Origin of the sequence: Pseudomonas sp. RG1, assembly GCF_025910115.1 — a bacterium.
GTDB lineage: Bacteria > Pseudomonadota > Gammaproteobacteria > Pseudomonadales > Pseudomonadaceae > Aquipseudomonas > Aquipseudomonas atacamensis.
In genome coordinates this window covers 209,847-222,455 of the sequence record NZ_JAPCIK010000001.1, presented here as the reverse complement: position 1 = coordinate 222,455, position 12,609 = coordinate 209,847, and the positions used below count along the sequence as shown (strand labels likewise).

Genomic DNA, 12,609 nt, shown 5'->3' with positions numbered 1-12,609 from the left:
CGTCAGACTATCGGGATCTGCCAAAGATGAAACTCGACGCCTATGACCGCAAGATTCTCGCCGCGCTGCAACGCAACGGGCGCTTGAGCAATGTCGAGCTCGCAGAAGAAATCGGCCTGTCGGCTTCGCCGTGTCTGCGCCGGGTGCGCATGCTGGAAGAGGCGGGGGTGATTCGAGGCTACCAGGCCAATCTGGATCGCGATGAGGTCGGGCTGGGGCTGACGGTGTTTGTCGGGGTCAAGGTCGAGCGGCACAACGAAGAACGCGCCGAGGCTTTTTATGCCGCTGTTACTGCGCTGCCTGAGGTGGTCTCAGCGTTTCTGGTGTCCGGCGAATCGGACTTTTTGTTGCAGGTAGTGGTGCCTGACTTGCGCGCTTATGACCGCTTTGTCAGCGGCCATCTGCTCAAGCTTCCGGGTGTGAGCGATATTCGCAGCAACTTTGCCATTCACACAGTGAAAGCGCCGGGCGCGTTGCCGTTAGGCCATCTGCCGCTGTAGACCGGGTGGCGCCATTCGCGAGCAGGCTCGCTCCCACATGGGGAACGCATTCCAAAGTGGGAGCGAGCCTGCTCGCGAAGACGGCGGCAAAGTTTGGAACCTACATCTGCGTCGCCATCCCCTCGACATTCATCGCTGCCTGACGCAACGCTTCCGAACGCGTCGGGTGCGGATGGCAGGTAAGGGCAATGTCCTCGGCCGAGGCGCTGAACTCCATCGCCACACAGAATTCGCCGATCATCTCGCTCACGCTCGGCCCGACCAGATGCACGCCAAGCACTTCGTCCGTGCGCTCGTCGGCGAGGACTTTGGCAAAGCCTTCTGTTTCGTGATTGATCTTCGCCCGGCTGTTGGCGGTGAAAGGAAACTTGCCGACCTTGTAGGCACGGCCCTCGGCCTTTAGCTGTTCTTCGGTCTGGCCGACGCTGGCCAGCTCCGGTTGGGTGTAGATGACGTTGGGGATCAGCGCGTAATTGACCTCGCCAGCCTTGCCGTGGATCTGCTCGACGCAGGCCATGGCTTCGTCTTCAGCCTTGTGCGCGAGCATCGGGCCGGACGTGACGTCGCCGATCACCCAGACCCCGGCGGCTTCGGTGCGATGTTGCTTGTTGGCGAGCATGCCGCGTTTGTCGGTACTCAGGCCGACGTTCTCCAGCCCCAAGCCCTGGGTGTATGGCCGGCGCCCGATGGCCACCAGCACATAATCGGCTTCGATCAGTTCAGCCGTGCCGCCAGCGGCAGGCTCGACACTCAGCTGCACGCCTGTGGCGGAGCTGGTGGCACTGGTGACCTTCGAGCTCAGTTTGAAGGCAATGCCTTGTTTGCTCAGCGCGCGCTGCAAGGTCTTGCCGGCCTCGCCATCGACGCCGGGGCAGATGCGATCAAGGTATTCGACCACGGTGACCTGCGCGCCGAGTCGGCGCCATACCGAACCCAGCTCCAGGCCGATCACCCCGGCACCAATCACTACCAGATGTTTGGGTACTTCACTCAATGACAGCGCGCCGGTGGAATCGAGGATGCGCTGGTTGTCGATCTCTACGCCGGGCAGGGGAGTGGGCTCGGAACCGGTGGCGATGATTATGTCCTTGGCGCTGAGCTCGCTCTTGTTGCCTTGAGCGTCGGTCACCGTCACTTTGCCCGGGCCGTCGATATGGCCCCAACCCTTGATCCAGTCGACTTCGTTCTTGCGAAACAGAAACTCGATGCCCTTGGTCAGGCCGGCGACGCTTTCGTCCTTCTGCTTCATCATCTGCGCAAGGTTCAGCTTCGGTTCGACCTCGATGCCGAGATTGGCGAACTCCGTGCCCACCGCAGCGGCGTACAGCTCCGACGCGTGCAGCAAGGCTTTGGACGGCATGCAGCCGACATTCAGGCAGGTGCCGCCGAGGGTTGCACGTCCTTCGACGCAAGCGGCCTTGAGCCCAAGCTGACCGGCGCGGATCGCTGCGTTATAACCGCCGGGGCCACCGCCCAGAATTACCACGTCATAGTTGCTCATGCGCTTGCTCCAGATTGCTCGAAGGGGATAGCCAAGATTAGTCGCGATAAAAATTATGTGCGTAATATGAGCTGCGCCGAACATTTCGGTCAAGGCTTCAGGCAAGCGACAGCTGCGGCATCTTTGAATAAGCACAATTGTGTACGAATATTTCACAGTTTGCGTTATATCGTAACGCTATGAACGCAGAGACTACATTTTCGGGGTGTTATGCAAGTCGATCTTGAGTTGGACGCCACGCCAGTCAACGGATTGCCGCGCTTTCAGCAAGCAGCTGCGCAGTCACGCGAATTACGTCGGCTGGCTTATGGACTTGGCGCATTGGTCGGTTTGGGCTGGGTGCTGGCGTTTTTCGTCGGCCTGTTTGCGCCGCAGTCCCTGTGGTTGCCGTTGTTGGTCAATCAGAGCGCGGCGTTGCTGGTGCTGGTCGCCGGTCTGCAATCGGCGTGGTGGGTGACGCACTGGCGCGCGCGGGTGATGCATCCGCCAGCTTCGCAACCGACCGTTGTGGAGGAGGGCGCTGCAGCCGAGGGCTGGTACGAAAGGCTGCTGGAGCGATTGAGTCAGCAGGGCCGCCATCTGCTTGGACAAATCGGTGCGCCGACGTTGTGGCTCGGCGGCTGGGCGTTGCTGGTTCTGCTTGGTATTGAGCAGGTGTGGAATCTCACGTTGCCTGCGGCGGCCTTGGGGCTGTCGGCGAGCATCGGTGGGGCATTGGCGTTGTTGCTGGCGTTTGCCCTGCTGGTGCTGGAGCGGCATCTGACGCAGGAACCGCCGGCGCAATGGCCGGAAGCGGCTGCGCTGGCGCAACTGACCCGGGTGGTGATCATCACCCTGTTGATCGGTGCGCTGTGTCTGTTGTTTGCCAGCGAAAGCGCAGTCTGGCCGGTACGCGTGGCGGTGCTCAGCGCAGTCCTGCCAATGTTGGTTGCCGTCGAACTGCTGTTGCGCGCGTTACTGTCTGTCTTCAGCCCGCGGCGTGAACAACTGGAACCGACCCTGCTGGCGCGCAGTTTTATCGCCGATATGCTGCGTTGGCCGCCGCAGCCGTGGCTGGCGTTGCAGCATGAAATGCACAATCGGTTCGGCATCGATCTGCGGCAGATCTGGGCCTTCAGTTACATGCGTCGGGCCTTGTTGCCGGTATTGGCGGTGGTCGCCCTGAGCGGTTGGCTGCTGAGCGGCGTACATGAAATTCCCCTGCAAGGTCGCGGCATCTACGAGCGCTTCGGTAAACCGGTACAGGTTTTCGGCCCGGGTTTGCATGCCGGTTTGCCCTGGCCATTGGGGCGTGTGATCTCCGTTGAAAACGGTGTGGTCCATGAACTGGCAACCAGTGTTGGCGACAAGCCAATCGCCGTGCAGTCCGATTCCGCTGAAGGCCCGGCGCCGCTGACCGCCAACCGTTTGTGGGACGCCAGCCACGTCAACGACAAATCCCAGGTCATCGCCAGCAGCCGCGGCGCGCAACAGGGCCTGCAAATCGTCAACATGGACGTGCGCTTCGTTTATCGCATCGGTTTGAACGACGAGGCGGCACTCGCCGCGACTTATAACAGCGCCGATGTACCGACACTGATTCGCAGCACCGCCAGCCGCATCCTGGTTCACGATTTTGCCTCGCGCACCCTCGACGGTCTGCTCGGCGACGACAGGGCTGGACTGGCTGGGGAAATCGGTCGCGCAGTGCAAAGCGATCTGAACAGATTGAACAGTGGCGTGGAGATCCTTTCCACAGTCGTCGAAGCGATTCATCCACCGGCCGGCGCGGCGAATGCCTACCACAGTGTGCAAGCGGCGCAGATCGGCGCGCAGGCGTTGATCGCTCGCGAACGCGGGGCGGCTGCGCAGGCCACTAACGAGGCGCAGTTGCAGGCGAGTACGGCGCGGGATAAGGCAACGGCAAACGCGCGGGAGATCAACGCCGTTGCGCAAACAGCAGACCTGAAATTCAGCGCCGAACAGAAAGCCTTCGCCAGTGCTGGCCAGGCCTTCGTGCTGGAGCAATATCTCAGCCAGCTCAGTCAGGGCTTGAGTAAAGCCAGGTTGCTGATACTCGATCATCGACTTGGCGGGAGCGCAAATGCGCCAACCATCGATCTGCGTACTTTCACACTGCCGACTGATCCGTCGCCCGCCCGTACCACCGCTCAACCAGGAGCCACCCATTGAGCCAGTCGCCTGTTCATGACGTTCACGACCACAGCGGCCACGACCACGGCCACGGCCACGGCCACGGCCACGGCGGGCATCACCATCATCATGGACATCACCACCATCACGGCGAGGTGCCAGAAGTCGGACCATTTCCTTGGCGGCGTATGGGCTGGGCTGCGTTGCTGGTGGCGTTTGCCATTGCCGCCGCAAGTCTGGTGCAAGTGCGCTCCGGTGAAGCCACGGTCATCACCCGTTTCGGTAATCCTTCGCGGGTATTGCTTGATCCCGGTTTGAGCTGGCGCTGGCCGGCACCGTTCGAAGCGGCGATCCCGGTGGACTTGCGTCTACGTACCACCTCAAGTGGTTTGCAGGACGTCGGCACCAAGGACGGTTTGCGCATCATCGTTCAGGCCTACGTGGCGTGGCAGGTGCAGGGTGATCCTGAACACGTGCAGCGTTTCATGCGTGCCGTGCAGAATCAGCCGGACGAAGCGGCGCGGCAGATTCGAACCTTTGTCGGCTCAGCGCTGGAGACCACGGCCAGCAGTTTCGATCTGGCGAATCTGGTCAACACTGATGCCAAACAAGTGCGCATCGGCGATTTTGAAACGCAGTTGCGTCAGCAGATCGATCAACAGTTGCTTGCTACATATGGCGTGCGCGTTGTGCAGGTGGGTATCGAGCGTTTGACTTTGCCATCGGTCACGCTCAGCGCCACGGTCGACCGCATGCGTGCCGAGCGTGAAACCATTGCTACGGAACGTACAGCGATCGGCAAACGCGAAGCGGCGCAAATTCGCTCCGCCGCCGAGCGCGATGCGCGGATCGTCCAGGCCGATGCGACGGTGAAAGCCGCCGATATCGAAGCGCAATCCCGGGTCGAGGCTGCGCAGATTTATGGGCGCGCTTACGCCAGTTCGCCGCAGCTTTACAACTTGCTGCGCTCCCTCGATACCCTCGGCACCATCGTCACGCCGGACACCAAATTGATTCTGCGCACCGATGCCGCACCTTTCCGCATATTGGTCGACGGCCCACCGACGCTCGACAACAAAGCTGGATCGCAGCCATGAGCGAAGAAGTTCCACGTGGAACACATGCGTTGAACAGTCCGTGGATTCAGGCCGGTCGTCTGACCTTCATCGCCCTGTATGCGATCACTGTTTTGGCCGCACTGGCATGGGTGTTCTCGAATGTCCGGCAGATTGATCCGCAAAACCGCGCCGTGGTGCTGCACTTCGGCGCGCTGGATCGCGTTCAGAATGCCGGGCTGTTATGGGCGTGGCCGCAACCCTTTGAACAGGTGGTTCTGTTGCCGGCGGCGGATCGGATGATCGAGCGCCGAGTGGAAAATCTGTTGCGCAGTGACGAGGCGTTGACGGCTGACCGGGTGGCGTCCTTCGCCACGCCATTGAGTGATGCACTCGCCGGGTCTGGTTATTTATTGACCGGCGATGCCGGCGTAGTGCAACTGGACGTGCGAGTGTTTTACCAAGTCTCCGATCCCTATACGTTCGTGTTGCAGGGCGAACATGTGCTGCCAGCACTCGATCGGCTGGTGACGCGCAGCGCCGTGGCCCTGACCGCCGCGCGAGATCTCGACACCATTCTGGTCGCTCGCCCGGAACTGATCGGCGCCGACAATCAGGCGGCCGAGCGTCGTGAGCGATTGCGCGGTGATCTGGTGCAAGGCATCAACGCGCGACTCGCTGAACTGAAGGCGAGCGGCCAGGGTATTGGCATTGAGGTGTCGCGGGTGGATGTGCAATCAAGTCTGCCGGAGCCAGCGGTCAGTGCCTTCAATGCGGTTCTGACGGCCAGTCAGCAGGCTGACAAAGCAGTGGCTAACGCGCGCACCGATGCCGAGAAACTTGCCCAGTCCGCCAACGAACAGGCAGACCGCACGCTGCAGGTAGCTCACGCGCAGGCGGGCGAGCGTCTTGCCAAAGCCTCGACCGATACCGCAACCGTCTCGAGTCTGGCCACGTCTACCGACCCGCAAATGCTCCTGCGTCTGTATCGCGAACGCCTGCCGAAAATTCTCGGTCAGGCCGGGTCGGTCACCACCGTCAACCCGAAAGACGATTCCCGATTGATCATTCAAGGAGCCAGTCAATGACGGCGACCACCGCTGCTCCGAGTCTGTTGTCCTCGGCCGAACAACGTCGCGCCGCGCGTCAGTTGACCCTGGCGATGCTTGCGCTCGGATTGCTGGGTCTGGGGTTGCTCTGGCGCTGGATGCTCCCGGAGCAAACCGGTGTCAGCCAGTTGCTGCTCGGTTTCGCCTCGTTGCTGGTAGCGGTTCCGGTGATGCGTTCGGCGTGGTACAGCCTGCGTTACCCGAGCCTGCACGGCATCACCGATCAGTTGATCGCGCTGGCCATGCTCGGTGCCTGGGCGACCGGTGATCTGCTCACTGCGGCGTTGTTGCCGATCATCATGATCTTCGGCCATGTGCTTGAGGAGCGCAGCGTGATCGGCTCCCAGGAAGCGATCAATGCGCTTGGCCAGTTGACCCGCAGCCATGCGCGCAAGCTGCAAGCAGATGGTTCGATCATTGAAGTGGACAACGGCACGCTCAGCGCTGGCGATGTTGTCGAGGTGCGGGCCGGTGATCGGGTGCCGGCGGACGGTCGGGTCTTATCGGGGCAGGCGAGCCTTGATACCGCGTCGATTACCGGTGAGTCGGTGCCGATGGAGGCGGGGATGGGGATGCTGGTGTTCGGCGGCGCGATCAACCTCGATGGATTGCTGCGCGTCGAAGTCACTCGCACCGGCGACGAATCCACTTTGGGCAAAGTCATCGCCCTGATGCAAAACGCCGAGCGCTCGAAACCGCCGATCACGCGATTGCTCGAACGCTATGCCGGCAGCTACATGGTGCTGGTCTTGTTGCTGGCGGCGGTGACCTGGTTCGTCACCCATGATGCACAGGCGATGCTCGCGGTGTTGGTGGCGGCGTGTCCGTGTGCGTTGGTGCTGTCGGCGCCGGCCACGGCGATTGCCGGTGTCGCCGTCGCCGCGCGTCACGGGATTCTGATTCGCAGCTCGGCGTTCCTCGAAGAACTCGCCGATCTGACCTCGCTGGTGGTCGACAAGACCGGCACGCTGACTTACGGCACCTTGCGTTTGCAGTCGATCGACAGCCTGAATGCGGACACCGCCGAAGTGCAGACACTGGCCGCCAGTCTCGGCGCGGCGAGCAGTCATCCGGTGAGCCGGGCACTCGCTGGGCTGGTTGATCAGGAAGCGTATTGGCCTCTGACCAACATCCATGAGCGCCAAGGCTTGGGCGTAGTGGCGACGACAGAGAAGGGCGAAGCTGCGCTCGGTCGTCCAGAGTTGTTCGCGCAACAGGGCATCACAACGACCCTCGTTCCTGACCACGATGGCCCGATTGCCGGCCTGGCTTTGAACGGTGAATTCCTCGCCTGGCTTTTGCTCGCCGACAGCATCAAACCGGAAGCGCGCTTTGCCTTGAACGAATTGCGTGGACTGGGGCTGGGACGCCAACTCCTGTTGACCGGTGATCGTCAGAGTGTTGCCCTAACCCTGGCGCAGGAAGTCGGGCTGAGCGAAGTGCAGGCGCAAGCGCTCCCGGAGGACAAACTCAATCGCGTGCTCAAGGAAATCGACCACGGCTTTCGTCCGATGGTGGTGGGCGATGGCATCAACGATTCACTCGCGCTCAAAGCCGGCGTGGTCGGCGTGGCGATGGGCGCTGGCGGGGCCGACATTGCCTTGGCGTCGGCGGACATCGTGTTGATCGGCAGCGACTTGCGTCGCCTCGGTACTTGCGTGCGCTTGAGTCGTCAGTGCCGGCGTACTTTGCAGGTCAACGTGATTATCGGCCTCGGCTGGACGCTGGCCATCGTAGTCTTCGCGGCGTTCGGCTGGCTTGGTGCCGCCGGGGCGATGATCGCGGCGCTGCTGCATAACCTGAGCACCCTGTTGGTGTTGGGCAACGCCGGACGTTTGCTGCGCTTTCAGGAGCCATTGCTCAGGCTTGACGCTCAGGCTAAATGAAAGAAAATTCATCGAACCGCCGAGTGCGCAGGCAGTCATCTATCGTAAGGCGCGTCGTCTGTGGCGTTCAGCCGATGTGCCGATCACGATAGACAAGGCCGATCGAATCGATAGCCTGCTATTTTTCCAGGTTGGTCTACCCTCAGATCAGACGTCTGAAACAAGGGGGGATTTTCCATGCTCGCGCAACTTCCACCGGCCTTACAGAATCTGCAGTTACCGCTTCGCCTGCGACTCTGGGACGGCCACGAGTTCAATCTGGGCCCGACGCCCAGCGTAACCATCGTCGTCAAGGACCCGCAGATGGTTACTCAATTCACCCACCCAAGCCTGGATGCGCTGGGTGCGGCGTTCGTCGAAGGCAAGCTGGAACTGGAGGGCTCGATCAGCGAGGTCATTCGGGTTTGTGACGAGTTGAGCAATGCGCTGCTCGACGAAGACGAAGGCAGTCAGCCGGTGCGTGCGCATCACGACAAGGACACTGACGCCAAGGCCATTTCCTACCACTACGACCTGTCGAATGCGTTCTACCAGCTCTGGCTGGACAGCGACATGGCGTATTCCTGTGCCTATTTCGAAACCGGTAGCGAAACCCTCGAACAGGCGCAGCAAGCCAAATTCCGCCATCTGTGCCGCAAGCTGCGCTTGCAGCCGGGCGAGTATTTGCTGGATGTCGGCTGCGGTTGGGGCGGTCTGGCGCGGTATGCGGCGCGAGAGTTCGGCGTAAAGGTGTTCGGTATTACTTTGAGCAAGGAGCAGTTGGCGCTGGCGCAGGAGCGGGTCAAGGCCGAGGGGCTGGAAGATCAGGTCGAACTGCAATTGCTCGACTACCGCGATCTGCCGCAGGACGGCCGCTTCGACAAGGTTGTCAGCGTCGGCATGTTCGAACACGTTGGTCATGCCAATCTCGCCGAGTATTGCGCAACGCTGTTTGGCGCGGTGAAGGAGGGCGGCCTGGTGATGAACCACGGCATCACCGCCAAACACACCGATGGCCGGCCGGTTGGACGCGGCGCTGGCGACTTTATCGAAAAATACGTGTTCCCCAACGGCGAGCTGCCGCATCTGGCGATGATCTCAGCCGAGATCAGTGAAGCCGGGTTGGAAATCGTCGATGTCGAAAGCTTGCGCCTGCACTACGCGCGCACGCTCGATCACTGGAGTGAGCGACTGGAGGATAACCTCGAAGCTGCGGCGAAACTGGTGCCTGAGCAAGCACTGCGTATCTGGCGTCTGTATCTGGCCGGTTGCGCGTACGCCTTTGCCCGGGGCTGGATCAATCTGCATCAGATCCTCGCCGTGAAGGCGCATCCGGATGGCAGCCACGAATTGCCCTGGACCCGCGACGACATCTACCACCCCTGAAACGGGGCGCTCAGAGTATCGGCGAAATCAGCCGGGCGATCCGCATGCCGACCTGTTGCAGGCGGTGGATCTCCCGGCTTTCTTCTTTGGCCACTTCATCGGCCTGGGCGAAATCGTCATTGAGCATGTGTTCCACGGCGGCGGCGAACTCGCTGTCGACGGTCAGCAACATCACTTCGAAATTCAGGCGGAACGAGCGATTATCCAGGTTGGCGCTGCCGATGGCGCTGATCTCGCTGTCGATCAACACCACTTTCTGGTGCAGAAAACCCGGTCGATAGCGGAACACCCGCACGCCGGCACGCACCGCCTCGAAGGCATACAGGCTGGAGGCGGCATAGACGATGCGATGATCAGGCCGCGACGGCAACAGCAGGCGCACATCAACACCGCGCAACACTGCCAGCCTTAGCGCGGCAAATACGGCTTCGTCCGGGACGAAGTAAGGGCTGGTAATCCAGACCCGTTGTGTTGCTGCGTGAATGGCTTCGACGAAAAACAGCGAGCAGGTTTCGTAGGCATCCGCCGGGCCGCTGGCGAGCAATTGGCAAAGCACGCCGTCCTCCGGATACGCATCCGGAAGGATCAACGGCGGCAGAGTACGAGCAGCCCAGAACCAATCTTCGGCGAACGATTCCTGCATGCAGGCCACCACCGGCCCGCGGACTTTGACGTGGGTGTCACGCCACGGCGCCAATGGTGGCTTCTCACCCATGTATTCATCGCCGACGTTATGCCCGCCGACAAAGCCGACTACGCCATCAACCACAACGATTTTGCGGTGGTTGCGGAAGTTGACCTGAAAGCGGTTGAGCCAGCCGCTGCGCGTGGCAAAGGCTTTGACCTCGACGCCGGCATCACGCAGCGCCTGCACGTAATGATGGGGCAGGGCATGGCTGCCGATGCGGTCGTAGAGCAAATGAATCGACACGCCTTCGGCGGCTTTCTGCAAAAGCAGATCACGCAAGCGCTGGCCGAGCCGATCGTCGTGAATGATGAAGAACTGGATCAGCACGGCTTCCTTCGCTTGTGCGATCGCCTGGAAAATCGCATCGAAGGTCGCGGTGCCGTTCACCAGCAGTTGCACCTCGTTGTTCGCCAGGCACGGCATGCGCCCCAGTTTCGGCATTGCGCGCAGTGAGGCGTAGGCACTCGACGCGCGGGCGGCCAAGGCTTCTTCCACCCACGGGCGCCAGTTCAATTCGGAAATGGCCAGGCGCATCTGCTCGTTGGCCTGGCGCCGCGCCTTGATGTAGCCATCGAAGGTGCTGCGACCAAATACCAGATATGGAATAAGCGTGAGGTAGGGAATGAAGATCAGCGACAATGCCCAGGCGATCGAGCCTTGCGCAGTGCGCACGGTGAGCACCGCATGGATCGCAGCGATCGAACCGAGTGTGTGCAACAGGGCGACCAGGTAACCGAAAATGTGCGGTCCGAAAAAATCCATGGGGCAGCCTTGCTCCGCGAGATGCAATGCTTAACAGACCATGTTCTGCGGCGAATGTCTCTATTTAATCGGTGCATGAACCGACGCAACCGGCCGGCGTCTAACGGCCACAACTGATCAGGAGTTTCTCGATGAACGTTCGTCTGCTGGGTTTGGCGCTGGGCCTGGGTTTGGCATTGCCGGTGGTTGCGCAGGCGCAAATGCTGCAGCCGGGGTTGTGGGAAATGTCTTCGAGCAATCTGAAGGTCGATGATCAGGCCATGGATGTGCAATCGATCCTTGGCCAGATTCAAGGCCAGATCACCCCGCAGCAGCGCGCGGCGCTGGAGAAGAACGGCATCAACATCGGCGGCAAAGGCATCCGCGCTTGCCTGACGCCGCAGCAGGTGGCGACCAACGACATCCCGTTGGCCGATCCGCAATCGGGCTGCAAGCAACAGATCACCGAGCGCACCGGCAACCAGTGGAAATTCCGCTTCAGCTGCCCGAAAGCCCAAGGCACCGGCGTCGCGACATTCCTCAGTGACCGCGAATTCACCACCGTTGCCAATGGCACCTTCAATGCCATCGGTATCAACCAGAAGGGTAGTCTGGAAACCCGTGCCGTGTGGCTGGGTCAGGATTGCGGCACGGTAAAACCCCGCGCTTGAACCCTCTGCGACGCCCACAGTTGGAAGCCATTCCAACTGTGGGAGCGAGCCTGCTCGCGAATAGATCGGAAGTGCACCTCAAGTCATGGCTGACTCAACGCCTTGTACAGCGTATTGAGGTTGTATTCGAACAGCCCGGTAAAGGTGCTCGCCGGCCCGGTGGAAGCCAGTGCATCCGAGTACAGCGTGCCACCGATGTGTGCGCCGCTTTCATCCGCGATCTGCTTGAGCAGGCGCGCGTCCTTGATGTTTTCCATGAACACCGCCTTGACCTTGGCCTGGCGAATCTGCGTGATCAGCGCAGCGACTTCGGCGGCGGAGGGTTCGCGTTCGGTGGATAAACCCTGTGGCGCGATAAAGTCGATGCCATAGGCCTGACCCAGATAGCCAAAGGCATCGTGGCTGGTGACGATCTTGCGATTACCCGGCGGCAGCGCGCCGAGTTTGTTTTTGGCTTCGGCGAGCAGGGCATAGATCTGCTTGAGGTAGGTCTGGCTGTTGCGCTCGTAGTCAGCCTTGTTGGCCGGGTCGGCGGCGATCAGCGCCTTGGTGATGTTGGCGACGTACAACTCAGCGTTCGCCAGATTGTGCCAGGCGTGTGGATCCGGAACGGTTTCGCCATCTTCATCGAGCGAACGTGGAATCACCCCGCGACTGGCACTGATCACCGTTGCCTTGCTGTCGGTGCTGGTCACCAGGCGATCCAGCCAAGGTTCGAAACCGAGGCCGTTCTTGATGATCACTTTGGCTTTGAGCAACGCCTTGGCATCGTCCGGTGTCGGCTCGTAGGTGTGCGCATCGGCGTCCGCGCCGACCATGTTGGTGATCTCAACGTGCTCGCCGCCGACCTGATGAACCATGTCGGCAAGGATGCTGAAGCTGGTGACCACCGGCAGTTTTTCGGCGGCTGACAAGGACATCGACAACATCAGGCTGAACAGCACGAGTAGAGCGCGCATC

The 12,609-nt window shown here is 61.0% G+C and carries 10 protein-coding genes; 7 read left to right on the top strand and 3 right to left on the bottom strand.

Annotated features, from left to right (window positions below):
• Positions 1-26 precede the first annotated feature (26 nt).
• Positions 27-500, top strand: coding sequence for an Lrp/AsnC family transcriptional regulator (locus OK411_RS01020; RefSeq protein WP_041476556.1), 474 nt, complete (start codon positions 27-29; stop codon positions 498-500).
• 100 nt (positions 501-600) lie between these two features.
• Here OK411_RS01020 and lpdA read toward each other — a convergent pair whose 3' ends face one another.
• Positions 601-2,001, bottom strand: a complete 1,401-nt coding sequence (lpdA, locus tag OK411_RS01015; protein ID WP_264364288.1) for a dihydrolipoyl dehydrogenase — start codon at positions 1,999-2,001, stop codon at positions 601-603.
• Positions 2,002-2,211: 210 nt separating this feature from the next.
• On the opposite strand from lpdA, the gene hflK (OK411_RS01010) reads away from it, so the two are divergent.
• The 5 genes from hflK (OK411_RS01010) to cfaB all read left to right on the top strand — a co-directional run bounded on the left by hflK (OK411_RS01010) (position 2,212) and on the right by cfaB (position 9,549).
• Complete coding sequence (hflK, locus tag OK411_RS01010) at positions 2,212-4,173, top strand: protease modulator HflK (protein ID WP_264364287.1); 1,962 nt, start codon at positions 2,212-2,214, stop codon at positions 4,171-4,173.
• Positions 4,170-5,231: a protease modulator HflC gene (gene hflC / locus OK411_RS01005; protein ID WP_264364286.1), complete on the top strand. Its 1,062-nt coding sequence runs from the start codon at positions 4,170-4,172 to the stop codon at positions 5,229-5,231. Before hflK (OK411_RS01010) ends, hflC begins: the two co-directional genes overlap by 4 nt.
• On the top strand, positions 5,228-6,277 hold the full coding sequence (gene hflK, locus OK411_RS01000; RefSeq protein ID WP_264364285.1) for a protease modulator HflK: 1,050 nt from the start codon (positions 5,228-5,230) through the stop codon (positions 6,275-6,277). The genes hflC and hflK (OK411_RS01000) overlap by 4 nt, the downstream gene beginning before the upstream one ends.
• A complete protein-coding gene (locus tag OK411_RS00995) occupies positions 6,274-8,184 on the top strand; it encodes a heavy metal translocating P-type ATPase (RefSeq protein WP_264364284.1) in 1,911 nt (636 codons plus the stop codon). Before hflK (OK411_RS01000) ends, OK411_RS00995 begins: the two co-directional genes overlap by 4 nt.
• 177 nt (positions 8,185-8,361) lie before the next feature.
• Positions 8,362-9,549 (top strand): C17 cyclopropane fatty acid synthase CfaB, encoded by a 1,188-nt coding sequence (gene cfaB / locus OK411_RS00990; protein ID WP_122612801.1) that lies wholly within the window; start codon positions 8,362-8,364, stop codon positions 9,547-9,549.
• Between the two features lie 10 nt (positions 9,550-9,559).
• Here cfaB and cls read toward each other — a convergent pair whose 3' ends face one another.
• A complete protein-coding gene (gene cls / locus OK411_RS00985; protein WP_264364283.1) occupies positions 9,560-10,999 on the bottom strand; it encodes a cardiolipin synthase in 1,440 nt (479 codons plus the stop codon).
• 131 nt (positions 11,000-11,130) lie between these two features.
• On the opposite strand from cls, the gene OK411_RS00980 reads away from it, so the two are divergent.
• The gene (locus OK411_RS00980) at positions 11,131-11,649 is read left to right on the top strand and encodes a DUF3617 domain-containing protein (RefSeq protein ID WP_016772436.1); all 519 of its coding nucleotides are present in this window, start codon (positions 11,131-11,133) and stop codon (positions 11,647-11,649) included.
• A gap of 83 nt (positions 11,650-11,732) precedes the next feature.
• Here OK411_RS00980 and OK411_RS00975 read toward each other — a convergent pair whose 3' ends face one another.
• Positions 11,733-12,608 (bottom strand): metal ABC transporter substrate-binding protein, encoded by an 876-nt coding sequence (locus OK411_RS00975; protein WP_130903159.1) that lies wholly within the window; start codon positions 12,606-12,608, stop codon positions 11,733-11,735.
• Position 12,609 lies beyond the last annotated feature (1 nt).